Source organism: Sphingobium boeckii (assembly GCF_014199215.1).
GTDB lineage: Bacteria > Pseudomonadota > Alphaproteobacteria > Sphingomonadales > Sphingomonadaceae > Sphingobium_A > Sphingobium_A boeckii.
This window is the reverse complement of sequence record NZ_JACIJC010000001.1, coordinates 784,643-809,733: the sequence shown is the minus strand read 5'-3', so window position 1 is coordinate 809,733 and position 25,091 is coordinate 784,643. Positions and strand designations below refer to the sequence as shown.

General features: G+C 59.8%; 19 protein-coding genes and 2 pseudogenes. 7 read left to right on the top strand and 14 right to left on the bottom strand.

All coding sequences use genetic code 11. The features are described from left to right. Window positions 1-8 precede the first annotated feature (8 nt). The 4 genes from FHS49_RS03995 to FHS49_RS03980 all read right to left on the bottom strand — a co-directional run bounded on the left by FHS49_RS03995 (window position 9) and on the right by FHS49_RS03980 (window position 5,256). A complete protein-coding gene (locus FHS49_RS03995) occupies window positions 9-2,072 on the bottom strand; it encodes a hydantoinase/oxoprolinase family protein (RefSeq protein WP_184015422.1) in 2,064 nt (687 codons plus the stop codon). Further along, a complete protein-coding gene (locus FHS49_RS03990) occupies window positions 2,056-2,967 on the bottom strand; it encodes a beta-keto acid cleavage family enzyme (protein ID WP_184015420.1) in 912 nt (303 codons plus the stop codon). The genes FHS49_RS03995 and FHS49_RS03990 overlap by 17 nt, the downstream gene beginning before the upstream one ends. Window positions 2,968-2,970: 3 nt before the next feature. Next, window positions 2,971-3,714, bottom strand: coding sequence for an SDR family oxidoreductase (locus FHS49_RS03985; RefSeq protein WP_343052888.1), 744 nt, complete (start codon window positions 3,712-3,714; stop codon window positions 2,971-2,973). 390 nt (window positions 3,715-4,104) lie between these two features. Then, window positions 4,105-5,256, bottom strand: a complete 1,152-nt coding sequence (locus FHS49_RS03980) for an alpha/beta hydrolase (protein WP_184015416.1) — start codon at window positions 5,254-5,256, stop codon at window positions 4,105-4,107. A gap of 585 nt (window positions 5,257-5,841) precedes the next feature. Between FHS49_RS03980 and FHS49_RS03975 the strand changes: the two genes are divergently transcribed. The 5 genes from FHS49_RS03975 (at window position 5,842) to FHS49_RS03955 (ending at window position 13,274) form a co-directional block, all read left to right on the top strand. Next, window positions 5,842-7,983 carry a TonB-dependent receptor gene (locus FHS49_RS03975; protein WP_184015414.1) on the top strand — a complete coding sequence of 714 codons (2,142 nt, stop codon included), beginning with the start codon at window positions 5,842-5,844 and terminating at the stop codon, window positions 7,981-7,983. A 207-nt stretch (window positions 7,984-8,190) separates the two neighbouring features. Next, window positions 8,191-8,907: a GntR family transcriptional regulator gene (locus FHS49_RS03970; protein ID WP_184015412.1), complete on the top strand. Its 717-nt coding sequence runs from the start codon at window positions 8,191-8,193 to the stop codon at window positions 8,905-8,907. A gap of 283 nt (window positions 8,908-9,190) precedes the next feature. Beyond that, the gene (locus FHS49_RS03965) at window positions 9,191-10,261 is read left to right on the top strand and encodes an HlyD family secretion protein (protein WP_184016004.1); all 1,071 of its coding nucleotides are present in this window, start codon (window positions 9,191-9,193) and stop codon (window positions 10,259-10,261) included. A 32-nt stretch (window positions 10,262-10,293) separates the two neighbouring features. Beyond that, window positions 10,294-11,832: an MDR family MFS transporter gene (locus tag FHS49_RS03960; RefSeq protein WP_184016002.1), complete on the top strand. Its 1,539-nt coding sequence runs from the start codon at window positions 10,294-10,296 to the stop codon at window positions 11,830-11,832. Between the two features lie 8 nt (window positions 11,833-11,840). Next, a complete protein-coding gene (locus FHS49_RS03955) occupies window positions 11,841-13,274 on the top strand; it encodes an efflux transporter outer membrane subunit (RefSeq protein WP_184015410.1) in 1,434 nt (477 codons plus the stop codon). Between the two features lie 393 nt (window positions 13,275-13,667). Here the strand turns inward: FHS49_RS03955 and FHS49_RS03950 are convergent. Beyond that, window positions 13,668-14,234, bottom strand: a pseudogene (locus FHS49_RS03950) (winged helix-turn-helix transcriptional regulator); the annotation flags it as partial. Between FHS49_RS03950 and FHS49_RS19970 the strand changes: the two are divergent. Then, window positions 14,215-15,257: pseudogene (locus FHS49_RS19970) on the top strand (oxidoreductase). The pseudogenes FHS49_RS03950 and FHS49_RS19970 sit on opposite strands and share 20 nt — an antisense overlap. Window positions 15,258-15,762: 505 nt before the next feature. Here the strand turns inward: FHS49_RS19970 and FHS49_RS03940 are convergent. The 4 genes from FHS49_RS03940 to phhA are packed head-to-tail and all read right to left on the bottom strand — an operon-like array spanning window position 15,763 to window position 18,440. Continuing rightward, window positions 15,763-16,050, bottom strand: coding sequence for a 4a-hydroxytetrahydrobiopterin dehydratase (locus FHS49_RS03940; RefSeq protein ID WP_184015408.1), 288 nt, complete (start codon window positions 16,048-16,050; stop codon window positions 15,763-15,765). Beyond that, a complete protein-coding gene (locus tag FHS49_RS03935) occupies window positions 16,047-16,367 on the bottom strand; it encodes a hypothetical protein (RefSeq protein ID WP_184015406.1) in 321 nt (106 codons plus the stop codon). The genes FHS49_RS03940 and FHS49_RS03935 overlap by 4 nt, the downstream gene beginning before the upstream one ends. A 4-nt stretch (window positions 16,368-16,371) precedes the next feature. Continuing rightward, window positions 16,372-17,577: an amino acid aminotransferase gene (locus tag FHS49_RS03930; protein ID WP_184015404.1), complete on the bottom strand. Its 1,206-nt coding sequence runs from the start codon at window positions 17,575-17,577 to the stop codon at window positions 16,372-16,374. Further along, window positions 17,574-18,440: a phenylalanine 4-monooxygenase gene (gene phhA / locus FHS49_RS03925; protein WP_184015402.1), complete on the bottom strand. Its 867-nt coding sequence runs from the start codon at window positions 18,438-18,440 to the stop codon at window positions 17,574-17,576. Before phhA ends, FHS49_RS03930 begins: the two co-directional genes overlap by 4 nt. 93 nt (window positions 18,441-18,533) lie before the next feature. Here phhA and FHS49_RS03920 point away from each other — a divergent pair, with 93 nt between their 5' ends. Next, complete coding sequence (locus FHS49_RS03920) at window positions 18,534-19,004, top strand: Lrp/AsnC family transcriptional regulator (RefSeq protein WP_184015400.1); 471 nt, start codon at window positions 18,534-18,536, stop codon at window positions 19,002-19,004. A gap of 69 nt (window positions 19,005-19,073) precedes the next feature. On the opposite strand, the gene FHS49_RS03915 is transcribed toward FHS49_RS03920, so the two are convergent. The 5 genes from FHS49_RS03915 to FHS49_RS03895 form a co-directional block, all read right to left on the bottom strand. Next, the gene (locus FHS49_RS03915) at window positions 19,074-19,991 is read right to left on the bottom strand and encodes an alpha/beta hydrolase (protein WP_184015398.1); all 918 of its coding nucleotides are present in this window, start codon (window positions 19,989-19,991) and stop codon (window positions 19,074-19,076) included. Between the two features lie 45 nt (window positions 19,992-20,036). Beyond that, on the bottom strand, window positions 20,037-21,005 hold the full coding sequence (locus FHS49_RS03910) for an MBL fold metallo-hydrolase (RefSeq protein ID WP_184015395.1): 969 nt from the start codon (window positions 21,003-21,005) through the stop codon (window positions 20,037-20,039). Window positions 21,006-21,101: 96 nt separating this feature from the next. Continuing rightward, the gene (locus FHS49_RS03905; RefSeq protein WP_184015393.1) at window positions 21,102-22,556 is read right to left on the bottom strand and encodes an amidohydrolase family protein; all 1,455 of its coding nucleotides are present in this window, start codon (window positions 22,554-22,556) and stop codon (window positions 21,102-21,104) included. Window positions 22,557-22,641: 85 nt separating this feature from the next. Continuing rightward, window positions 22,642-23,775: a M14 family metallopeptidase gene (locus tag FHS49_RS03900; RefSeq protein ID WP_221240353.1), complete on the bottom strand. Its 1,134-nt coding sequence runs from the start codon at window positions 23,773-23,775 to the stop codon at window positions 22,642-22,644. 7 nt (window positions 23,776-23,782) lie between these two features. Then, complete coding sequence (locus FHS49_RS03895) at window positions 23,783-25,090, bottom strand: MFS transporter (protein ID WP_184015383.1); 1,308 nt, start codon at window positions 25,088-25,090, stop codon at window positions 23,783-23,785. Window position 25,091 lies beyond the last annotated feature (1 nt).

Here is a 25,091-nt window from a genome sequence, read left to right as displayed (position 1 = left end):
TCGATTCCTCACTCTTCCAACTCGATGATGAGGCTGCCAGCCGCCGAGCGCTGGAAGCGGGCCTTGTCGATAATCACCGTGGTGAAGGGCGATTCGACGACCGCCGGACCATTCAGGACCATGCCTTCGGGAAGCAGGCTCCAGTCGTAGACCAAAGCTTCATGGGCCTCGCCATTGGGAAGGATGATGTTTCGCGGGGCGGCCGGGCGATCCCGTGCGGCTTTCATCTCCAGACGCTCGGGCTGCGGCTCCCGCAGGCGACAGGATACGCCGACGCGCCAGTTGACGATCTCGATGTCGCTCCCATGATCGCTGAAGGCGTAGAGCCGCTCATGCTCCCGATGGAACGCATTCACGAATGCAGCGACATCGTCGGGGCCGTTGAATCGCCTGGTGGGCAATTCGACTTCGATTTCCCATGCTTGGTCCGCATAGCGCGCTTCGGCGGTATAGGCGTAGGTGACGCTGAGAGCGCCCGCCCCCGGACCATCCGCGAAGTGCTGGCATTGTGTTTCCAGGCCTTCGATCAGCACGTTGGCGCGTTCGCTCGAAAACTGGCTGAGCGCCATATAGCCCGTGCGACGATAATCGGTGGTCAGGTTCGAGATCAGCGCACCCGCGGCGCTCAGGGTCGCCCCGGTCTCCGGGATGACGACCGTCTTGCAGCCCAGCCTGCGGGCGATGAAGACGATGTTCATCCCCGCAGCGCCCCCGCCCCCAACCAGCACGGCATTGGCCGGATCGATGCCCTGCTTTACGGTGATGTCCAGGATCGCCTGGGTCATGGTTTCGGTCGCCAGTTCGACCACCGACGCGGCGGTTTGCGCGACGCTCATGCCGAGTTCATCGGCCAATATGGTCATCGCCGCATTTGCCGCCGGCACATCGAGGGACATCGTTCCGCCGAGAAAATAATCGGCATCGAGATAGCCAAGCAAAACAGCGGCATCGGTCAAGGTCGGCTTGGTGCCACCGCGGCCGTAACATGCCGGGCCGGGATAGGCGCCTGCGCTCTGCGGGCCGACGTGCAACACGCCGCCGGCATCGACCGCGGCCAGACTGCCGCCCCCGGCACCCACGCTGCGGACGTCGACCGAGGGAAATCCGGTGAGGTGGCCCACGATCGGAGTCCCGATCCACAATTCCCTCGTCAAGGGGATACGGCCGTCACGGACGACGCTGACGTCGAAGGTGGTGCCGCCGGTATCGGCGATGACGACGTCGGCAGGCGTGTCAGACTCCAGCCCCACATAGGCGCGCCCCGCGACGGGGGCCATCGACGGCCCCGAGTTGACGACATGAATCGGTGCGAGCGCAACTTCGGCCGCATCCATGACGCCGCCCTGCGAGGTGACGACGAGAACACGCCCGCCGAAGCCTGCGTCCATCAGACGATTGGTCAGCGAACCGAGATAGTGCGTCATCATGGGCTTCAACGATGCGTCGATCGCGGCGGCCGAAGCGCGGCGAAATTCGCGGGGGGCGGGGTTGAGGCGATGCGACAGCGTATAGGGCACGCCGGGCAGATATTTGTCGAGCAATTCACCGACACGCAACTCGTGCACCGGGTTGATCACCGACCACAGCAAACAGACCGCAACCGCTTCGACCTCGGCGTCGCGAAGCTTGGCGGCGGTGAGGGCAAACGATTCTTCGTCGAGGGCGCGGAAAACCGCTGCGTCCGCGTCGATCCGCTCATCGACCTCGAAGACCAGCCTGCGCGGGATATAGGGATCCGGGAAAGGCGTCAGGAAATCAAAGGGATCCGGACGCCCGCCTTCGCGCAGCAGCAGGACATCGGGATGGCCCGCGGTGGTAAGCAGGGCGGTGCGGGCGGTATTGCCCGTCAGGACGGCGTTGATGGCATGGGTCGTCGCGTGGATGAAGACTTCCCCCTTGCCCAGGAGTTGATCGAGCGACAGGCCGCGATCATCCGCCGCTAATTGCAGGGCATCCATCACCCCGCGGACAGGATCGGCCGCGACCGTCGGTGCCTTATATGAAGACCATTTTCCTTCGTCCTCGACGACGAGATCGGTGAATGTTCCGCCGGTATCAGAAGCGAACCACATCGGAGACCTCCGTTGCGCCGGAAAGACCAAGCATCTCGCGCGCTTCGCTCGGAGAGGCGATGGCACCGCCGAGCATGGCAACAATATGCACCGCCCGCTCCACCAACTGGGCATTGCCCGATGCCAGGACGCCGCGCGACATATAGAGATTGTCTTCGAGACCAACGCGGGCATGACCGCCCGCCAGGACGCATTGCGCAACCATCGGGAACGATGACGCACCGACGCCGAAGCCGCCCCAGATGGCGTTTTTCGGCAGAAACTGCTTTAACGCGAGCAAAGCCTCGGGGGTCGCAGGCGAGCCGCCCGGAACGCCGAGACAAATCTGGAAGAATGGCGGCTCTTCGAGAACGCCCTCTGCGATGAGATTTTTTGCCAGATCGATATGCCCAATGTCGAATACCTCGAGTTCCGGTTTTACACCCGCAGCCCGGATGGCGGCACCCATTTCACGCAGATGCGTGGGCGTGTTGAGAATGGAATGCGCGCCGAAATTCATCGTGGCAATATCGAGGCTGCAAATCTCCGGCCTGAGTTCGATGACATGACGCACGCGCACTTCCGGCGTCGCCAATGTCGAGCCCGGTCCCGGCTTCAGCGGATCCTCGACACTGGGTATATAGCGCGCGCCGGCGCCTGTGGTTAAATTGAGTACGAGATCGGTACCCCGTGCGCGGAGGAGCCCCACCACTTCCCGATAAAGATCGAGGTCCATGCTGGTTCCGCCGTGATCGAGATCACGGACGTGGATGTGGCAGATCGCCGCGCCAGCAGCCGCTGCGGACATACATTCATCGGCGATCTGGATCGGCGTGACCGGAACGGCCTTCATTTTGTCCGTATAAGCCCCAGCGCCGGTAACGGCACAGGTGATGATTGTCTTGTGACTGGCCATGAATCAACCCTCCCATTCGATATTGCCGCACACGCTGATTTGCTGGCCGGAGACGTGCCGCGCCCCATCCGAGGCCAGGAAGACAGCCATATCGCCCACTTCCGCGGGATCGATGCGCGTCCGCATCGAGATGAATTCAAGGCGCTGTGCAAGCGCCTGCTCGTATGAAATTCCCTCGCGCGCGGCTTTCTCGCGCATCATGGTGCGGTTGCGCTCGTTTTCCATCGAGCCGGGCAGGAGCGAGTTGCAGCGGATATTGAACGGGCCAAGTTCGCGCGCCAGATTTTTGGTCAGCCCCTCGATGGCCACTTTCGAAACGACATAGGGGGTCCGATTGGGCAAGCCGCTTCGTGCCGAAGTGCTCGAAATATTGATGATCGACCCCGATCGCTGGGCTTTCAGTCCCGGCGCGAACTGGCGGATCACATAGAACATGCCGGTCACGTTGACCCGCATGACGGCGTCCCAATCCGCATCCGAAACCTCATCCACCGGTGCGCGCGGCCCGCCGATGCCAGCATTGTTGACGATGACATCAATCCCGCCCCATGCGGCACGCACATCGTCGCCGAGCCGAGCGACCTGCTGCACGTCGCCAACGTCGGCAAGGCTGACCTGAAGCTTCGGGTACAGTGCTTTTGCCCCGGCCAGCGCGTCCTCAGCCACATCACAAATGTGAACCTGCGCGCCACTCTCGAGAAACGCTCCGGCGATAGCCAGGCCTATACCCGACGCACCCGCCGTCACCAAAACACGCTGCATTAAAAGCCTCCAAGAGATTTGTAGTTTGTAATAACATGCCTGAAGTTACAAATACAGACTTGTTTCGATGTATTTCGTCAAGTGGACACCCTGGGTTCGAGAGGTCCCGGTGGGACCGCACGGTAGCTACGCGCATGGCTAGCAGAAGGCTGGTCGAAGCTGCGGCAAGGGCGGGCGGGCGACCGCACCAGGATATCGAGACAAAGCAGAGACCCAGTCAGGCGAGCCGCCGCGCAGGTTTGCCACATCCGCGCGAGCGCTCTTGGCATCGTCATCACCTGTCGGGCTTACGATCAGATGACGGTGCAGCCCCCGTCCGCCTATTGCGCCAAAAGCTGATTCACCGCCAATCGGAACGCGATGCGACCGCCTGAATCACTTGCCTGTGTTGAAAACGCCGGCGAACCAATCGGCCAAGGTATCCGCGGCATAGCTGCGATTGTCTATCTGGCAGTGCTCTACGCCACCCTCTTCCGCCGTGAAAATCTTCAGCTTCTTGTGGGGCGTCGTCGCCGCGTCATATACGTCACGCGCTTCCTTCACGTCGATCTGCCGATCATGCTCGCCGTGCACGATGTAAAGGGGGCAGGTCACCTTCTCGATGATGCCTTTCAGACCGATACCCCCGAGGCCGGCCAGGAACGTCTTCACGTCGGGATAGCCCCATGACCAGAGGCCATGCCCAACCGCGTCGGGCAAGGAAGCGGTTTCTTCTTCGCTCGCCAGATCCTTTTCATAATTTTTGGGCGTATAATGAAATGATCCCCAAAGTGCGCAGGCCTTGATCCGCGGCTCATAGGCGGCTGCCCGCGGTGCAAAATAGCCGCCCATGGAAATGCCGCAGAGGCCGATCTCGTCGGTGGCAATGTCGCTGCGGGACAGGATATAATCGATGATCTTTCCGACGTATTTCTCGGTTTCGATTTCGGCGGTCAATCCATGCAGACGCAACGCACCCCCTGAGCCACCCTGGTCGACGATCAACAGGGAGACACCGCGCGCCTTATAGGTCTGGAGAACCGGCCATTGTGTTTCCTTGACCGAGTCGAACCCCTGAAGGTGGATGACGATCGGTGCTGGCTTTCCGTCGACATCCGGCGCCTTGACCAGCAGCGAGGGCATGAAACCGGACTTGTAAGGAATATCAATGAACTCGACGCCCTCGCGACCATAATCGCGGCCCTTCCGGAAGTTCGACATGACGCGCAGATAGGCGCGCATCTTCCGCTCGTCATTGTGGCTCGTCATGCGATCTGCGCGCGTGAAATACATGGCAGCGCGATGATATTTTCGGGCGGCCGTCCGTTCATTGCCTTCAGCCAAATCCCTGTCGGCAAGGGACTCGAGCCGATCTCCCAAAGCAAAGAAAGCATCGTACCAACCATCATTGGCCGTCTTAACGTCGCCGCCCGACAAATGCTCGACCGCCGAAAATGCCGTGAACGGCTCGGCCAATGTTCCTACATCCTCGACAAGCGTCGCAACAGCCATATTCCACGCGTAATTATCTTTGAAATAATGCAGCATTCCGTCACCTCGTCAAAGTTTGTAGTTTGTAGTAACAAACAAGCCTGGATCGCGCAAGCCCACACATTCATGGATTAATTTCGCTCGATAAAACCAAATAAATTGTTTGATAATAATAGCTTATAGCGACATAGCGCTTATCCGATTTGCAAGAGATTCCCTCATCTGCTGCAAATTTGGGCCCACGTCGTTGACAGCGCGCTCAGTGCCCCGAGCAATGAAAGAATGTCAGGGGCCGCGTGATCCGGCCCGCCCCATATTCATCGCCGAGACCCGTATTTGATCGAATAGTCCGGCGGTTCAGTTGATAGCGAAGGGTCCACGGCCAGCATGGCCCCCGTGGCGCGACAGAGCTTTCGTAGGGAAGCGGCCCCCTGCCAACTGCCCTGTGGCCATCCGACACAAATGACCTCAATAAATATCTTGCCAGCCCCTGATGCTTGTAATAACAAATGCCAAATAACAAAAAAGACCGTGTTTGCGTACAAAAATTGCTAGCTGACCAAGGGGGAACAGATGTTGATAACTTGTAATTCGCATAACAAACGCCGCGCGTTGAAAACGGGCTTGATGATCGGGGCGGCCATGTCGTTGGCATCCGCCTTTCCGGCGATGGCCCAGGAACCTTCGGCAACCGATGCCGGCGAGGCTGACGCCCCGGGATCGGAGATCGTCGTCACCGCCCGCAAGCGGTCCGAGCGATTGAGCGATGTTCCCGAATCGATCGCGGCGTTTTCGGGAGATACTCTGACGCGGAACGCCGTGACGACGATCAACGATCTTGGCCGGCAGACGCCGGGCCTGACGCTGACGCGCCGCCAGGATAATACGGCGAACGTCGTATTGCGAGGTGTCGGGTCGCTGGGGTCGGTGCAGGGGGTCGGCTTCTATATCGACGATGTCCAGAACTTCACCGATACGACAGCGCGCCTGGAAGATATCGGTCACGTCGAGATCCTCAAAGGTCCTCAAGGGACGCTTTACGGCGGCAGCACCATCGGCGGTGCCATTCGTTATGTCGCGAAAATTCCCGATTTCGAGCAAGCCGGCCAGGTCAAGGTCGAGATGGGCGAGCGCAATTACCAGGATATCTTCGGGACGTTGAACATACCCATCGTGGATGGCAAGGTTGCCGCGCGGATCGCGGGTTCCTTCACGCACGACGACGGCTATCTTCCGAACCAGAACCTCGGCGGCGTGCCCAATAGCGAAATGCGCGAGTTCGCCGCCAAGGGGCAACTCCTGCTCAAGCCGAGCGAAGATCTGACTGCACTGTTTACGCTGAGGTATCGCAGGACGACAGGTGCCTATGGCTCCTACACGCGAAACAATGACGTGCAGACGCCAAATTACGAATCCAATACGAGCTTCATTCCAAATTCGAAGATCACGACCTGGGCAGGCATCGCCAATCTCACATATGATTTTGGCGGTGTCGCGCTGACGTCGATCACCTCCTATACCCAGCAAAATCGCATCGTCGCGACCGACGCCGACTATACATCCACGGCTTTTGCACCGACTGCGGTTACGCAGTTGGCGGGATATACGGATGACAAGCGACCCACGAAAATATTGACCCAGGAATTTCGGCTGACATCGGAGACCAGCGATCGCTTCGATTGGATAGCCGGCCTGTATGGCGCTCGCATCGACAATCTGACGGTTCAGGGTACGAACGGGGGCCTGTCGATCAACAACGGCCCCGTTCGCCCCTACCTCGAACGCACGACCAGGCAGGATGACGTGGCCGCTTTTGGCACTGCAAACATGCACTTTGGCAATCTTACGGTCGGTGGCGGGTTGAGACTCTTGCACACGAAGTACAGCTACACGCCCATGCGGACCAATGGCGTTGTTCAGAACCCGATCGTCACCCAATCGGTGGCGTTCACGGCGGTGCTGCCAAAGCTTTCCGTGTCTTACAAGGTAGACGGCGGCCCGCTGATCTATGGTTCAGTCGCCGAAGGGTGGGAGTCGGGGAAGATCAGCATCGACGCCAGTGTGCCCGGGACATACAAGCCCGAAAAAGCGTGGACTGGCGAACTCGGCATCAAGGGCGAATTGGCCGGCAACCTCAATTACGAACTCGCAGCCTATTACACCCGCTATTTGGCGAGACAGATCCAGACCCGTACCCTCGATCCGATCATCAACGTCGTCATCGAGCGCGTCGACAACATCGGCACGTCGATCAACAAGGGCCTCGAAGCCAGCCTCGCCTGGACACCCGTCCAGCGTCTCTCGTTGAACGCGGCTGGTGGGTATCTGGACGCCAAATGGAAAAAGGGCTCATTCACTTATGCGGAAGCGGGAACAAGAATTCTCCGAACCATAGACCTGGCCGGAAAGCAGGTGCCCAACGCCCCGCATTGGACCTTCAATTTCGGCGGCACCTACACACTGCCGATTTCGAACGACGTCGAACTCGAGCTGCATGGCGACGCGTCCTATAACGACTCGTTCATCTGGCGTCTCACCCCGCATGGCGCATCCAATATCAATCCCTCTTATTGGGTGTCCAATGCCCGGGTCGCACTTCGTCAGATTGATGGCAATTGGGAGTTCGCGGCGCGGGTAGAAAACCTGTTCGACGTCCGCTATTTCACGGAGTTCGCACCACAATATTTCGGTGCCCAGAACGCAGACGGAAGTTGCAACGGATGCCATCTTGGATCCGTGTCATCGCCGCGCCGCTTTGTTGCATCGGCAATGCTCAAATTCTGATCAGGTTGCGTCCGGTATTTGATGGCGGTCGATATCGGATGCCTCCCCGGACCAGCCGGCCATATTCGAAGATATGGCCGGCTGGTCCGGATGGCGACAGAACGCTGTTCGGGCCTCATAAAAACACGTTATTCCAATGGCTTGTTTTCGATGTTTGTAACATCAAGTGTTGATTGACAACCGACGCCGCTGAGTTCTAATTGGCCAATGACTGACCTTCCCTCTCCGCTGCTGTCGATTGCCCGTGGCGACACGCTGACCGACCAAGCCGAAGCTGCCTTGCGGCACGCGCTCCTGACAGGGGGATTCGCGCCCGGACAATCGATTACCATACGCGCCTTGTCGACAATGCTTGGTATCAGCGTCACGCCAGCAAAAGATGCGCTCATCCGTTTGATCACCGATCGGGTTATGGAATGGGGTCCAAGAAGGACGGCGCTTGTTCCCGAATTGACGCTGACAAGCATTCACGAAATTTATACGATCAGGTTGGCGCTCGAGAGCACGGCCGCCGTTTGTGCCATTCCGTTCTTCGACGAGAATGCTATCGCCGAACTGAATTCGATCTGTGAGCAGCTCGAAAAGGCGCACGTTCGGGGCGACTATAAGAATGTTCTCAAAAACAATTATGATTTTCATTTTGCCATATATCGTCGTGCCAACCTGCCAATCCTGTTGAGCATGATCGAGGGCCTTTGGCTGAGAATGGGCCCCTCGCTCAACCTGCTGTATCAGACGTTTAGGAAAAAAGACTGGGCGCGATCCGGCACAGGCTTTCACCAGGAGATCATCGCTGCGATCCGTAGCGGGGATGAACAAGGCGTGCGCGATCATGTCGTGGCCGATTTGACCAATGGGCGCGATCGGCTTGAGGCCAATATGGTCCGGGAGCCTGCCGAGACGGTTGCGCTGCTTTCTGCTTAAAATGCGCATTTACATATCCTGAAAAGCGGCACGGTCGCCGATCCGTGGCGTCGCAAACATTTCCTTGCCACAGTTTGTAGTTTGTAATAACAAGCAGTCGATCGATTGCTTGGGCTGATGATCGACGCGCGGTTGGGTGGGAACACCCGAACAGGAAGTCTGTACAGTGGGTGGAAACACATCAGATTTGTCTGGGCACCAGCCGGGTGACGATTTTCTCGTGACGCGTGCCGATCAGACGATTGCAAAGCCATCTTCCCTGCCAAGTGTCGCGTCTCGCTTGATGCTTTTGGTTGTTGTGCTCGGATTGCTTTTTGCATGTGTGATTTGGTGGTTCAGCTATCAAAGCTCTGGCCGCTATTTCGAAAGCACCAACGATGCCTTCGTTCAGGCGGACTCGGTTACGGTATCGCCGAAGGTGTCTGGCTACATCGATAAAGTCTTTGTGCAAGACAATCAGGACGTGGCGGCAGGCCAGCCACTCTTTCAGGTCGATCCCCTCGATTATCAGGCGCAGGTCTCCCAATACGAGGCCCAGACGCAACTCTCACTCGCGAATGCCGACGATGCGCGTGCAAAGATCGCTGAACAGGAAGCGGTGATAGAGCAAGCCCAAGCGCAGCATTTCTCGGCTATAAGCAATGCGCGTTATACGATGGCGGAAGTCCGCCGCTACGAACCTCTCGTGGCGACGGGTGCTGAATCCAGTGAGCGGCTGTCGCAGCTACGCAACGAAGCCGCCAAGGCTGCTGCACTGCAGGCACAGCAACAGGCCGTTGTAAGAGGCGCAGAGCGCCGTGTGGCGTCACTTCAGTCTCAAGTCCGCCAAGCCGAGGCGCAGGGAGGCGCTGCGCGCGCGCAGCTTCGCGGTGCCAGCCGCAATGTGGCTTCGACGCTCATTCGCGCGAGCATTGCTGGTCGCATCGGCGACAAGCAAGCCCGCGTGGGCCAATTTGTTCAGGCTGGCAGTCGACTGACCACGATCGTGCCCCTGAGCCAGATCTACGTGGCCGCCAATTTCAAGGAAACGCAAATCGGCCTCATGCGCGTCGGGCAACCCGTCGACATCGAAGTGGACGCGCTTCCCGATATTATCTTACGGGGCCATGTCGTGAGCCTGTCGCCAGGGACCGGGGCGCAATTCTCGGTGCTGCCACCTCAGAACGCGACCGGCAATTTTACCAAGATCGTCCAACGGATCACTGTCCGGATTGCCATCGACGCAGGCCCGCAAGCGCGCGCCCTCCTGGTGCCTGGAATGTCCGTGAAAGCGATCGTGAATACCATTTCCGCACGGGAGGTGAGCGGGCGTATCAAGCGCGAGCAGGACGCACGCGCCGGGTCGTATAAGTGACAGCGGCGACGCTTGACGGCGATGGTCCGGCCATGCCCGTTTCTGGATCCAATCCAGACAAGGCAGACCTGGCCGCATGGCTTGCCGTCGTCGCGGGAATACTCGGTGCCTTGATGGCCACTCTCGATATCACGATCGTCAATTCTGCCTTGCCGACGATCCAGGGGGAGATCGGTGCGAGCGGAACCGAAGGCACCTGGATCGCCACGTCCTACCTCGTTGCAGAAATCATCATCATCCCGTTGACTGGTTGGCTCGAGCGCGTCCTCGGCCTGCGCACCTTGCTGCTGACCGCGGCCATCTTGTTCACGACCTTTTCTATTTTATGTGGCCTTTCGACGACATTGACGATGATGATCATCGGCCGAGCTGGTCAGGGGCTGACCGGCGGTGCCATGATTCCCACTGCCATGACAATCATCGCGACACGCCTGCCGCGCCCGCAACAGGCGATCGGCACCGCGCTCTACGCCGTGTCAGGCGTTCTTGGTCCTGTTCTGGGGCCGTTGGCAGGTGGGTGGCTCACCGAAAATCTCAGTTGGCATTACGCCTTCTTCATCAACATCCCGGTTTGCATCGCGCTGGTGGTGTTGCTGTTCATAGGACTGCCCCACCGCAAGCTGCAGCTCCACCTCATTCGTCAGGCCGATTGGCTGGGGATCGTCGGCATGGCCCTTGCGCTTGGGGCGCTCACGGTGGTCCTCGAGGAGGGGCACCGCGAACAATGGTTTGACTCGGCGCTCATGGTCAAACTGACCCTCCTATCGATCGTCGGCCTTGCAATGCTCACGGCAGGTCAGTTTTTCAGTCGCCGACCGGTGATCCGCCTGGCGCTCCTGCGCGACCGCCAGTTTGCATCAATCGTTATGATGGCGCTCGTCCTTGGTGTGGTCATGTATGGCACCAATTATCTGATACCTCAGTTCGTCGCCACGATTGCCGGATATAACGCGCTTCAGGCCGGGCAGGTGCTGATGTTTTCCGCCCTCCCGCTGGTGATTGCGCTGCCGCTCATCCCTTTGATGACGCGCAGGCTGGATATCCGGGTGGCTGTGACATCCGGGTTTGTCATCCTGGCGTTGAGTTGCTGGCTGGAAACCAGGCTCAGTGGTCAGTCGAGCGGAAGCGGTTTTGTGATGTCCCAGATTCTGCGCGGCATCGGCATGGTCCTGACGTTTGTCTTTCTCAACCAGGCAGCCATCGTGTCCGTTCCCCGTGAATATGCCAGCGACGCTTCCGGGCTTTATAACGCCGCCCGGAATTTCGGCGGATCCCTCGCGCTGTCGGCGATGGCCACATTGCAGGACGAGCGCCTGGCATTTCATAGTTCGCGCCTCGCAGAAACCCTGGGACAAAGCTCCGTCAATCTGCACCTGTATCTCGCTGATCTGGGCGATCTTGTGGGAGAAGGGGCGGCCTTGCGCGCCCTTGCCGGGACGGTTGCCCGCGAGGCGTTGGTCATGACGTACAATGATCTGTTTCTGCTGGTCGCGATCAGCACGATGATCGTTGCGCCGCTCGCCTTATTCCTCAAGCCGCTGCCCGCTGGGCCAGCGGTCGCCATGCACTGAGAACCCTCATGCGCACAACCACGATGCTCGCCCTTTCGACGGTGCTCACGGCCTGCACCGTCGGCCCCGACTATGCAGGCCCCCCTAAGATATTAATGGCATCGACCTCGCCCAATTTTACAAGAACGAGTGATGCTGTGGACGGCACGAAAACGCCGATCGCACGATGGTGGATCGGTTTTGGCGACGCGACCCTCGATTCATTGATCGAGCGGTCTTTCACGGCCAATCCCGACATGGAGATAGCCAAAGCACGGATACGCCAGGCGCGTGCGCAGTTCCGGTTTCAAAAAGCGGATGGCGCGCCCAGCGTCGGCGCGTCCCCGCGCTACCTCGGTGCACACGTACCAGGATTGAACCTCGGCAATGCCGCCTCGGATTCGAGCGACATCGAAATCTACAATCTTGGTTTTACAGCGAGCTGGGAAATCGACCTTTTTGGAGGACAGAAGCGCCGGCTTGAGGCGTCACGTGCAACAATGGCTGCCGCACAAGCTACGCTGGGCGACATACAGGTTAGTCTGGCCGCGCAAATTGCTCAGCTGTACATCAATCTACGTCAACAGCAGCACAGTGCGACGGCGGCTCGGACGAGTGGCATCATTTGCCAAGAGTTGCTGCTGTTGACGCAACAACGCTTTAACCGCGGCACAGTGTCGGAAGCTGTGGTCGAACAAAAGGTCATGGACCTCGCAAGCGCAAAAGAGCGGCTGAGCGTCATCGAAGCAACGATCAATACCGATCTGAACGCGTTGGCTATTTTGATTGGCGAAAAGCCCGGTGCCATTGACGTGCTGGTGGGCGGTTCCGGTAGCGTCCCGAAAGCACCCGACAGAGTCCCCGTTGGCGATATCGCCGCTCTGATCAGTCGGCGCCCGGACATTCGGGTCGCAGAACGTGAACTCGCGGCGAGCAGCGCGCGTATCGGCATGACCAAGGCCGACTCACTCCCTCAATTCTCGGTGTTGGGCATCATTGGAATCGGAGGAAGCGCTCCGACAGACCTCACCGATCTTGGCAGTATCACGGCGCTTGGAGCGCCAACGATCAAATGGAATTTTCTCGATTTCGGCCGAAACCGCGCCCAGCTCGGGAGCGCACAAGCAGATTTTGACGCGGCCGCCGGCAAATATCGCAAGACCGTTTTAATGGCGTTGAACGATGCGGAAGACGCACTTGCAAAAAGCCGATCGGCACGAGAAATTCTGATTGAACGCGTCCGCTCTCATGCTGCTAACGCCCGCATGACGGATTTTGCTGAAAGACAATTTCAGGCGGGCACGTTCAGTCGAATCGACCTGCTCAACGCCTTGGTCGAGCAGCAAAAAAATGCGGAGTTATCAAGCGAGGCCCGCGCCGATGTCGCGCGGACTTTTGTCGGCTTGCAAAAGGCTTTGGGGCTTGGGTGGGCCGTGAGCTTTCCGGCGCGGCAGCAACCATAATCCAGCTGAAACGCGAGGGCTTTGTTTTAGACCGCAACGTTGTTGCGGTGTGCCGTAGATGGGCTTGAGAGGCTCGGCCTGCTAAGTGTTTTCAGGGGAAGCGGAGGCGGATCAGAGCAGGCAATAGCGACCCGCTTTAAGCCAACATCGGCGTTGACGGACTACGCCTCCGAATTTTCAATTCCCTTGAATGATTGGGCAGAGCATTTTCATCTGCGCCCAAGGCCGTTCTCAATTCTAAAGCCGCTTTTGTTGCGCAGCCTCAGCGTAATACGAAAAGGAAAGAAAACCAGAGGACGCGATGAGCGCTTCGACCATAATGCCCCAATCTCCCAGCGGCTTGCCGAACAGGTGCAAAGGCTCAATGCCTTCTTCGCTGGCATAGCAATCCATCCCGAGGAATCTCATTACGCCTTTCAGCACATCTTCCAACAGCAAGGGCTGGAGGAGACCGGCTGGAACAAAGGGGGCAGGCTTTATTCCATAGGAGGCAGCTATCAGCAGATGAGTCGCGTTGGTGCGCACACCATCGATGATCGCCCAGTCCTCGCTCCAGTCGAACTGGAACGCTTCACCCGGCGCGAACGATAGCGGCACAAAGGTGCCCTTGCCGCTCATGTGCTGCTGGCGATAATAATCATCACGCCAACTCCGGGCGAATGCTGCAACGCGGCCATAGGAACCATCAAAGCCCAGGCTCACCAGATCCGCATGCAACTGCTTGATCGTGCGCTTCTGCTTGCGTGATCGGCCCATCTCCCGCCTCAGCCACGCCGACAGCCGTTCGACAAAGGGATCCAGCTTGCTCGGCCTTTCCGGCACCTTGAACCGAGGCTCGACCGTGTCCGATCGCAGATATTTACGAACGGTGTTGCGGGATAGTCCAGTGCGCTTCGCAATCTCCCGGATCGATAGATGATCCCGGTAATGCCAGCGCCGGATGACGCTCAATAATGCCATGTTCAACACTCCATGGTCCCCCGCTCATCAAAGCCAGGGACGGGTTCAAACATGGGTCACTTCTCAGTGGAAATTACTGGCTTCCCCGCGTCACTTCTCAGCGGCAATCAACACGCAGATCGCCGGGTGGCGCCAAGTCATCGAGGCAGTTCATGCCGAGGGCGGGGTGATCTTCGCGCAACTCTGGCACGTGGGGCGGGTATCGCACGCACAGCTTCAGCCTGATGGAGAAGCTCCGATCGCACCGTCGGCGATCCAGGCGCAGAGGGTCAAGGCCTTCCTGGAGACCGGCCGCGGCACAGGCACGCTGGTGGAGCCTTCGCTGCCCCGCGCGCTCACCATGGCCGAGATTGGCGAACTGGTCGCGCTTTACGCGCAGGCGGCCCGCAACGCCATGACCGCCGGGTTCGACGGGGTCGGGATCCATTCCGCCAACGGTCACCTCGTCAACCAGTTCATCTCGGCCGACGCCAATACCCGCACCGACGCCTATGGCGGTTCGCTGGACAACCGCCCGCGCTCCTGCGTGAGATCGTGGCGGCAGTAGCAGAGGCAATCGGGCCTGACCGTCTGGGTGTACGTTTCACGCCGCTGTTCGAGAGCACCGATCAGGATCGCGTCTATATCGGGCTGGTCGAGGACGATCCGCACGCAACCTATGTCGAGGCGATCAAGGTGCTCGAAGCGGCGGGCATTGCCTATCTCTCTGTCGCCGAGGCCGACTGGGACAATGCGCCCGACCTGCCGCTGAGCTTCCGCCAGGCTGCGCGCAGCGCCTTCAGCGGGCGCATCATCTATGCGGGGCGCTACACCGTCGAGCGCGCGGATAGCCTGCTCTCCACCGGCCTTGCCGACCTGGTGGCCTTTGGTCGCACATTCATCGCCAATCCCGATCTGCCCGCGCGGATCACGAACGACTGGCCGCTCAATCCGCTCCACCCCGAGACGCTCAACGGCGGCGCGGAGAAAGGCCTGACCAATTACCCGATCCACGAAGCGCGCACCGACCCGGTCACCGCCTGATCCCTCGCGAAGCAGCTGACCCGTGTGTCGGGCAACCAGGAGACACGTCATGAAGACCATTCGTAACGCTCTCACCGCGCATTCAGGCTCGTCGTATCCTCGCAAAGCTGATCCGGCAGGAACAGCCGGTCCGGGAGGCCGCAGAGGCGGCGTATCCGCGCAGACCCGAAATTAGTCCCGATAAAAAAACATAAATGAAAAACATCGACAGAGAGCAACGACTTCAACCACTGTTATCAAGCAGAAGAATTCAGTGTTCGGATAAAGGCGATGCCGCCGGAAAGTAATCCTGGCGGCATCGATATAGGTCAGGCGTGGCTAACTGCTGGCTTGTTCGAGCGGCGGCGGCGCATGGCTCCTCCGGTCAGCCCGACCGAGGCACCCTCGGCTTGCTCGAAGCCCCGCACGATGGCGTTTCATGGAAAAGCCCCGGTTGCCGCCGGCGTGCGCGGCCGGCCCGCTGGCGAAGGTATCGTTTCGCGGAGATCACCCAGGCATGATGGGCCTATAGAAACGCCTCGATCGTTTGCGCCATCTTCACATCGCGTGCGGAGACCCCGCCTGCATCATGCGTGGTCAGCCAGATGTCGATCCGGTTATACACGTTCGACCATTCCGGATGATGATCCTGCTGTTCTGCGGCGAGCGCAATTCTTGTCATAAGCGCGAATGCAGCCGAAAAATCGGCAAGCGTGATATTGCGGAAAAGTGCCTTTCGCGCCGCGTCATAGGTCCAGCCGGGGAGGTCATCGAGCGCCGCCATCTGCTGTTCGGGAGAGAGAGCGTCCATCATGGATTTCCCGCCGCACCAGGTTCAGGGAGGCAAGCGCTGTCGATGGCGCGCGCATCGGTGAGATGATCGAGCAAACCCAGGCCCACCGAGTGGAGAGCGGCCGCCTCGCGCCGGCCGGGGACTTCCTCCCATGCAGCAAACGGATCAGGCTCGACAAGAAACAGAAGCGACCGCCCGCCCCCTTCGATCATCTGGGCATTGGGCAAGGCGCTGAACGACGCATCGGCAGGCCTGGCACCATGCTCCAGTGCGATCAAATAGGCCGCATCCCTATCCGCATCGGCGTCCAATCCAAGCGGGTTTTCGGCAGGAATCATCGAATTATTCCGGAAGAAAGGGGGCAAGCGCTGTAACGAAGGGGACGATCGTCTCCTCCTGCAGACCGGCGATGTTGATCCGGCCGGAACTGGCCATGTAGATGCCGTGCTGCTCCCTTAATGCCGTTACGGCCGCGCCGTCGATTGGCAGCATTGCGAAAAGGCCGCGCTGCGTGCCGATCGGCGAAAGGCGCGGCTCGGCGGCAGCCAGTGCCACGCGCAGCGTGCCGATGCGGAGGCGCATTTCCTCCAGTTCGGCGCGCCAAACTTCGGTCAACGCCGAATCTTCCAAGATGACCCGCACCACTGCCGCACCATGATCGGGCGGCATCGACCAGAGGCTCCGCGCCAGCACCAGCAGATTGTCGCGCACCGCAGCGGACCGATCGACAGAGGTCGAGCGCGCCCACAACGCGCCGACCCGCTCGCGATAGAGACCGAAATTCTTGTCGCAGCTATAGGCGATCAACGCCTCAGGCACGGCGTCGAGCATGAGACGCAGGCCGACGGCATCGGCCTCCAGCCCGTCTCCCAGCCCCTGATAAGCCAGATCGATGAAAGGAACGATCCCGCGTGCCTCGAAGAGGAGCGCAAGCATGTGCCACTGAACTGGCGTAAAGCCGGTGCCGGTAGGATTGTGGCAACAGCCGTGCAGCAGCACGACATCGCCCGCTCGCGCCGATTCCAAGGCTGTCACCATGGCGTCGAAATCGAGCGTGGAGCGCGCCGCATCAAAATAAGGATGGAACAGACATTGGAGCCCCGCCGCCGCGAAGATCGGTGCGTGATTGGGCCAGGTCGGTGCGCCGATCCACACGCGACCAGTCATGCCGGCGCGGGCGAGCAGGTCAGCGCCGAGCCGTAGCGCACCCGTTCCACCGGGGGTCTGCACCCCCGTGATGCGGTCAGATCCTGCCAGCGCGCCCAGAACAACGGATGCGAGCAATTCAGTAAAGCGTGTGTCGCCCTCCGGCCCCATATAGGCCTTCGTCGGCTGGTCGCGGACCATCAGCGCCTCGGCCGCCTTTACCGCGCGCATCACCGGCGTGTTGCCTGCCGCATCGCGATACACGCCGACGCCGAGGTCGATCTTGTCCGGCCGCGGGTCGCGACGGTGCATCCCGATCAGCGCGAGCAGCGCATCGGCCGGCTGTGGCGCCAGCGCATCGAACAGCCCGAACGTCTCCGCGACCGGTGTCAGGGCGGTCATGCCCCCACCAGCTTGCTTCGCGCATAGGCTTGGGTTCCGCGGGTGATCACGGTGTCGTCGGGCAGGATGGCTTCGATCTCGATCGTCCCCTGCCCCTCAAGCTCGGCATAAAGCGGCCCGAAATCGATCTCTTGGGTCTGGCGCAGCAAATCCTCGAAACTGTCGATGACGAAATACGTCTGCTGATAGTCGTCGATCCGATATTGGGTGCGCATGAGCCGCTTGAGATCGAAGCCCAACCGGTTGGGCGAGGGATCGTCGAGCGCGAAGACGGATTCGCCAAAGGACGATACGATGCCTGCCCCGTAGATCCGCAGATCGCCGCCCGTGCGGATCAGCCCGAATTCGACGGTATACCAATAGAGTCGCGCCAGTTTCTCGATCGCGCCCAGCCCGGCGGCGCGCTGCCCGCCGACGCCATAAGCCTGCATGTAATCGGCGAATACCGGATTGGCGAGCAAGGGCACATGGCCGAAGACATCGTGGAAGATGTCGGGCTCCTTGAGATAATCGACTTGTTCGGGCGTGCGGATGAAGCGCCCCGCCACGAAGCGGCGGTTGGCGAGATGGTCGAAGAATACCTCATCAGGCACCAGCCCTGGCACGGCGACAACCTGCCAGCCCGTCGCCGCCATCAGCCGTTCCGACAATTCCCCGAAATCGGGGATGCCAGGCTTGGACAGCCGCAGCATATCCAGTCCCGCCAGGAATTCGGGTGCCACGCGGCCGGGCAGCATCGCCGCCTGGCGCTCGAACAAGGTGTCCCACATCGCATGTTCGGCCGCGGAATAGCGCGCCCAGTCTTGGGGGATCGTCCAGTCTGCTGCGGCACCGTCCGGCCGCTCCAATGTTTCATGAGCCATGATTGAATATCTCACGGATTCGGCGCGAATGCGTTCCAAATACGACAGGGATTTGCTATAATTTGATGAAATTTTTTCGGGATTAAGCAAAGAATGAAAGATAATCTTGTGATCGATTCGATCGACCGGCGTATATTGACCGAACTCCAGGCCAATGGCGCGCTCAGCCATGCCGAACTGGCGCAGCGCGTCGGCAGTTCGACCGCATCCTGCTGGCGGCGGATCAAGCTGCTGGAGACCGCGGGCATATTGACCCGGACAGTGCGGCTGGTCGATGCCGCGAAGGTCGGCAGCGGCGTCAATGTGATCTGCAATCTGCGGGTGCGCGATCACTCGCGCGAGACGCGTGCCAATTTCGAGGCGTTCATTCACTCGCGCCCCGAGGTGATGGAATGTTTCTCAATGTCGGGAGACTGGGATTATCTGCTCCGGGTCGTCGCGGGTGATGTTGCCGATTACGAGCATTTTCTGATGCACGTCCTGCTCGATCATCCCTCGGTCGGCGGTGCCTCTTCGCACTTTGCGCTGTCACTGACGAAATACAGCACCGCCGTGCCCGTATAGGCGGCGCGATTCACGCCTGCGTTTTATCCATGCCGCATTGGCTTGACCGCACCGGACCGGCCACAGCGGTCATCGGCCCCTTTTGATCCGGATCAAGCGACGTGCGGCCTGAACGACGATCGGCCATGTTGAAGACTGAGGGGCGATCATTTCAAAATGTCCGGAATTCGGAGCTGTCACGACAGTAATGCTTGCAGATCCGGGTGCCTTGGCGGCGATCCTGGCATATGCCTTCCCCAACCAGGTCCAGCCTAGATCCTTGTCGCCGAGAACGATTGTTTGCGGCACGCGGATCGGCAGCATCCGGTTTGGCTCGGCAGCCTCATATCGCTCCGGTACCGCACTGGGCGAGCCGGACATCAGCTTGTCGATGACGCTATCGCAGGTTTTCTTTTCATAGAGCGCGGTCAGCCCCGTGGCCGGGGCAAGCGCCAAGACGCCCTTTGGCAGAAGCGGCTCCGCGACCCACAGATCACTATCGCGACCAATCCTGTCTCGCCCCGCCAGCCAGAGCGCTAGCTGCCCGCCGGCGGAATGACCGCCCACAAAAAAGCGATCAAGATCAAGCGGGAATATCCTGGCCAGTCGCCGGAGATCGTCGGCTGCCCGGGCGACGTCCAGGAAGGTTCCTGGCCAGCCGCCACCGGGATCGCCGACCCGACGATATTCGATGTTCCACACGGCGACGCCTTCCTTGGCCATGGCTCGCGCGAAAGGGCGACTATGCTTGATGTCAAAGCCAGAGAGCCAGCATCCTCCGTGGATCCATATGAGGATCGGAAATGGCCCTTTGCCTTTCGGCAGAGTCAGTTCTCCAAATTGAAGCGGATTTGGACCATAGGCAATCTGCCGGCCCGGGATCGCGTCCGCCGAGTGCGCCAAATCCTGGGCGGTGATCAGAAGAGAGGTTTCGGCGGCGTGCGCAGGCATCGTGCACATCGCCGTCGCGACCAGCAGCGGCAACACCCGCTTCGGCATCTGGCTCATTGCTGCTCCCTGCGCGCCGCAAGGTCTGCGGCGCAGAGGCCCGTATCAGCGCGCCGCATCTTGGCCTGCATGAGCCGCTTTTTCGATCAAGCTCCGGTAAACGGAACTCAGAATTTGCGGCTGCTGGATCAGGTTGCCGCCCCAATCCTTGTCGAGATCGTCCAGCGGATGAGCGGCCACCAACTGATCCAATGTCATCCCCGCGGCGATTGCCTTGGCCACGCGCGCCCGCACCTCGCGCATCATGATTTGAAAGACGCGAATATCCTCGCGCGTCTGCACCGGTCCGTGCCCCGGAATGATTTTGGTGTTCGGCCCGGACATCGCATAGAGGCGCTCATACCAATCGAGCAACCCGTCCACCGAACCACCATGAGCAACGTCTATGGACGGATAGAAATGGCCAAAGAAGGTATCACCGGTCTGAATGATGTCAGCCTCGGGAAAGCGCACGATCAGGTCGCCATCGGTATGGGCCGGAGCAAGATGGATGATCTCCGCCTTTTGAGCCCCCAGATGCAGGGTGGCACCCTGCCCTACCGTGAGCACGGGCAGCGCAGCCGGGTCAGGCCGATATTGCCCGGCCTTGTTCCGCGACGGATCGGCCTGCGCGTCGGAGATGTGCTTCCAGGTCTCCTCGCTGGAGATCACCACCGCGCCGGCACCAGTCCAGGCCGCATTCCCGCCAGCATGATCCCAATGGAAATGGGTGTTGACCACATATCGGACCGGTAGTGGGGAAATCCGCGCCACGGCGGCGCGCAATCGGCCGCTCAACTCCGGATATTCGGCATCGACGAGCAGTGTCCCGTTCGGCCCCGCGAGCACCCCGATGTTACCGCCGAAACTCTCCAGCATGTGAACGCCATGGCCCAGATCATGATCGATGATCGGGACTGTGGCCAAATCGGGCATCACCCCCTTGATCGGATATTTATCCGGAGAGGGCGCGGCGCAGGCTGCGCCCGACCAGGCAAGGACGAGGCTCAGGATGAGCGGGGAGAACGGCTTCATGGTGATTTCTCCAACTGAAGGTGGGATCGCGGAACGGCAGAGGCAAGTGATTTCACGCAGCGTCGTTCATGGCGCGGTCGGTGCCCCTTGACGCGGTCAGCGCGCAGCGCGCCTCAGGGGTCGCCCGCCCCCAGGAAGCGGGAGCTTGTCCTCGTCAATCAGCTTGCCCCCTTTCATAACGAACACGATATCCTTGGCATTGTTGATATCGATTGTCGGATCCGAATTCAGCAGCACCGCATCGGCACATTTTCCGGTTTCGATGCTGCCGAATTCCGCAGCGCGACCAAGATGTTTTGCGCCATTCAATGTGGCCATCATGATGATGTCGGCGGCGGGGATTCCTGCGGCCTGGAGCAATTCCATTTCCCGATGAACCGCTGGCCCCGAGGATTGATCGGTTCCGATCGCAACCACGCCGCCTGCCGCATAGATCTGGCGGATATTCTCCTGCGCCACCGGGGTCATCAGCTTCATCCACCAGGTCCATCCGCGATCGCGCCAGGCAGGCAGTGTTTTCGTCTTCAATTCGTTGAGCTCTGCCGGGCTGATGGCTGCCTGATAGAGTGGCTGATCGAGAAATTCGGGATGTTCGACCAGACGGCTATATCCCTCTCCGATCGTCAGCGTGCTCGCCATGGGCGTTTTTTTCGCACCCATCAGTTTCGCAAATTCAGGGGAAATCGGTCCTTGGACCACGGGATGCGCCAGACTGTCCGCGCCTGCGAAGATCGCGTCTATTGCCCGCAACTCGCTGGAGGTGTGGGCCGTGGTGCGTATTCCATGGCGGTTTACCTCAAGGATGATGTCCTGCATCAGATCGTTCGGCATCAGCGGGATCAAAGGCCGCGTGCCCCACCCATGTTCTTCCAGGGTCAATTTGACGATATCGGGCTTCTGCGTCTCCAGATATTTAAGCAGAGCGGGCTTGCCCTGAGGCCAGGAGTCGATCCTGACGGCCATCGAATCGCCATGGCTTCCGGGATAGGTGATCAGATTGCCCGTGGCCAGGATATGAGGGGCGAGGATCTTTCCGCCGCGCTCCGCGGCACGCAATTCGATGATGTAATCCGCATAATTTCCGGCGTCATATACGGTGGTCACGCCCGAATAGAGAAAGCCTGCCAGAGCGCCAAGCCCGAGCACCCGGCCTGCCGCCATCTGGGCGGGAGTGTAGACCGGTTGCGGCGCAAGATCGCCGTTCGGGATCGCATTCGGCGTTTCACCTTTTGGCGCACTGCCGACCATCCGGGCACCATCGCCGCCGCGTGGTCCCTTCAGGTGGATATGCACGTCGATGAAACCGGGAACGATGTATTTCCCCTTCCCGTCGATATGCCTGCCGGTTTCTGCCGGCGCGAGGGCGGTCGGCATGATATATGTGAACCGGCCATCCTTGATGCCGATACTCATATGTTCCTGTTTCGCGTGACCCGTTCCGTCGACGAGGGTAACGTCGTCAATCACCATATCCTCGGCCAGCACCGGGGCGACGGTTCCCATCATCAGAACGGCCATCATGAAGCATTTGGGAAAGATCATGCTTGCCATTCTATCTCTCCGCTTTCGCGCCAAAATGCGCTCGAAAAACATGGTCCTGACGGAATTTGGTAACGCGCGTATTGTCGCGCATGGTTCACGTTAGCGCGAGATGAGATGGCTCCGCGGCCGCCTGCTGATGCGCCAGTCCGTCTATGGCCTGTATGACCGCCACCTTGAACTGGCCCAGGACCATGCCTTTCCAAACGGGCTCATCACAGAAAAAGGCGTCTTTGAGCGCCTGCTTGATGGCATGTGCCTTCGCCGCGGGCGCGTCAGAATTGCGATAAAGCCACTGGTCGCCCCTGAGAGCCGCTCGCACGGAGGGCGTGCCGACCGTTCCATATTCAAGCGCCATGATCGTGGATTCAAAGGACAAGCCCAGATCGTAGACCAGGTGTGCCAAAGCTCCTGAAACGGTGCCCGAAACGGCACCTTTGCGGTGAACGCTGAAGACATCCTGCCCCCACCAGGAACGCGCGCGCGCTTCCTCGGCTGGATCAGCGCGCCCGACGTACAATTTCTCGCCATGCCCATAAGGCCCCAATCCCGTATGGACGTCGATCCAGCCCAGACTCCGGGTCGTGGACAACATGGTTTTGAGCTGCCTGAATAAAGTCACGGCGCTCCAGCTTTTTGCCGCGCCGCCGAAATATAGGCCATCAGGCTTGGAGTATTGGCCCGTCGCGATCGCCCGGCGGAAATCGCTCTGCCCCATTTCGGCAATGACTTCATTGAGACGCGCATCGGCTTCCGCAGTCGGCGGCCAGGATTTCGGAATGAGGAGCTCATCGAGCTGGTCGTAGAGTGGATTTGCGGGAACCCCGCTCGCGAAATCGAGCCAATTGCGATTGAGATCGGCATTGTCCTCGTTGACCCGGCGAAGATGCGAGAAGCCATATGGATTGACGCCATGAACCAGCAGCAGCGCCACCCCATTCTGTCTGGCACGCGTCTGCAAATCCTCATCTGCAAGCAGAAGAGACACACAGCCGGCACCGCAAAATCCCTCAACGCCATGCGTGGCCGTCGTGACAAGCAAAGTCTTGCGACAGCTATCGTCGCCGAGATAGGCGAAATCCATGGCGAGCGCCTCACCGTGCGCGCCGGCAACATCCGGCATGACCGTGCTCTCAAGCCTGGCTCCACGCGCCACGGCCTGACGCAGGAAAGCTTCGCGACTCTCCAGATAATTAACCGGAAACGGATCTGCTGCGAACACTGGTTTCACTTTCAATTCAATCGATGTTTTGCGCAGAGCGGTCTTCGATCTTCGTCAAGGCGAGGAGCGAAATGGCGATGCAGAAGATCACATAATATGCGGGGCTAATTTTCGACCCTGTCGACTGGACGAGCCACACCGCCACCAACTGAGCAAATCCGCCGAATATCGCCACGCCAATGGCGTAAACCATCCCCATTCCCGTCGCGCGCAAATGGCGTGGCAGGAGCGACGGGATGATCGCCATTGTGGCGGCGGATCCCAAGGCCTGCAGGCTTGCCAGCAGCCCAACGGTGACAAGAAGGGTCGTGGAGGTGGGAAAGGCGTTGAGGAGAAGAAATGCTGGAACGATTGCGAGCGCCAGGATGACGCGCACGCTGATCGCGATTGTCTTTTTGGGCAGGCGATCCGCCGCCAGCCCCCCGATCGGGGCGACCACGAATGTAACGATTCCGCCCAAGATGCCCGAGAGCAGCGCCGAGGGCATCGGCAATCCAAGCTGGGTTATCCCATAAGTGGGAAGGTAAAAGGTGATCATATACGCACTGACCGTGCCGCCAATCGTGAGCATGACGGCCAGAGCGAGATTGCGTTTGTGGTTCAGCAGCAGCTCGGCAAGGGGATGACGTGCGGCGTCACGCGCCGATTTCGTCGTGGCAGGTTCCTTCAACGTCCGGCGTATATACAGGCCGACGGGCAGAATAAGCGTGCCGATCAGGAATGGCACCCGCCATCCCCAGTGCAGAAAATCATCCGCATCGAGGAAATAGGATGTGCCCGTTGCGATCAAAGCACCGAAGCCGACTCCGAGCCCCTGACTTGCCAATTGCCAGCTCGCGTAGAAGCTTCGGGTGCGTGGTGTAGCAAGCTCGACCAGCAGAGCGGTCGATGCGCCGACCTCGCCCCCTGCCGAGAAGCCTTGGAGAAGACGGGCAAAGACGAGAATAAGCGGTGCCAGGATTCCGACCTGATCATAGGTTGGAGCAAGCCCGATCAACGCGGAACCCAATGCCATCAGGCCCAGGGTCAAGGTCATCGCCGCCTTGCGCCCGGCCCGGTCGGCATAGGCTCCCAGCATCAAGCCGCCTAACGGACGGGTAACGAAGCCAACACCAAAGGTGCCGACGGAAAAGAGCAGTTGGGAATAGGGACTGAAGTCCGGAAAGAACACTTTGCCGATGGTGACAGCGACAAAGCTATAGACGGTAATGTCAAAAAACTCGAGCGCATTGCCAATGGTGACGCCAGTGACGATCCGTGCGCGCTGTCCCGGCCGATAGAGTTCCCCATCGGACTCCGCCTGCCTCTGCCGTTCATCCGGCACG

Coding starts and splice junctions, on each gene's coding strand:
- FHS49_RS03960 (WP_184016002.1), top strand. CDS start 10,294: ATGCCCGTTTCTGGATCCAATCCAGACAAGGCAGACCTGGCCGCATGG.
- FHS49_RS03940 (WP_184015408.1), bottom strand. CDS start 16,050: ATGATGGACGCTCTCTCTCCCGAACAGCAGATGGCGGCGCTCGATGAC.
- FHS49_RS03965 (WP_184016004.1), top strand. CDS start 9,191: ATGCTTTTGGTTGTTGTGCTCGGATTGCTTTTTGCATGTGTGATTTGG.
- phhA (WP_184015402.1), bottom strand. CDS start 18,440: ATGGCTCATGAAACATTGGAGCGGCCGGACGGTGCCGCAGCAGACTGG.
- FHS49_RS03930 (WP_184015404.1), bottom strand. CDS start 17,577: ATGACCGCCCTGACACCGGTCGCGGAGACGTTCGGGCTGTTCGATGCG.
- FHS49_RS03980 (WP_184015416.1), bottom strand. CDS start 5,256: ATGCTGCATTATTTCAAAGATAATTACGCGTGGAATATGGCTGTTGCG.
- FHS49_RS03995 (WP_184015422.1), bottom strand. CDS start 2,072: ATGTGGTTCGCTTCTGATACCGGCGGAACATTCACCGATCTCGTCGTC.
- FHS49_RS03910 (WP_184015395.1), bottom strand. CDS start 21,005: ATGAAGCCGTTCTCCCCGCTCATCCTGAGCCTCGTCCTTGCCTGGTCG.
- FHS49_RS03935 (WP_184015406.1), bottom strand. CDS start 16,367: ATGATTCCTGCCGAAAACCCGCTTGGATTGGACGCCGATGCGGATAGG.
- FHS49_RS03915 (WP_184015398.1), bottom strand. CDS start 19,991: ATGAGCCAGATGCCGAAGCGGGTGTTGCCGCTGCTGGTCGCGACGGCG.
- FHS49_RS03990 (WP_184015420.1), bottom strand. CDS start 2,967: ATGGCCAGTCACAAGACAATCATCACCTGTGCCGTTACCGGCGCTGGG.
- FHS49_RS03955 (WP_184015410.1), top strand. CDS start 11,841: ATGCGCACAACCACGATGCTCGCCCTTTCGACGGTGCTCACGGCCTGC.
- FHS49_RS03975 (WP_184015414.1), top strand. CDS start 5,842: ATGTCGTTGGCATCCGCCTTTCCGGCGATGGCCCAGGAACCTTCGGCA.
- FHS49_RS03970 (WP_184015412.1), top strand. CDS start 8,191: ATGACTGACCTTCCCTCTCCGCTGCTGTCGATTGCCCGTGGCGACACG.
- FHS49_RS03905 (WP_184015393.1), bottom strand. CDS start 22,556: ATGGCAAGCATGATCTTTCCCAAATGCTTCATGATGGCCGTTCTGATG.
- FHS49_RS03920 (WP_184015400.1), top strand. CDS start 18,534: ATGAAAGATAATCTTGTGATCGATTCGATCGACCGGCGTATATTGACC.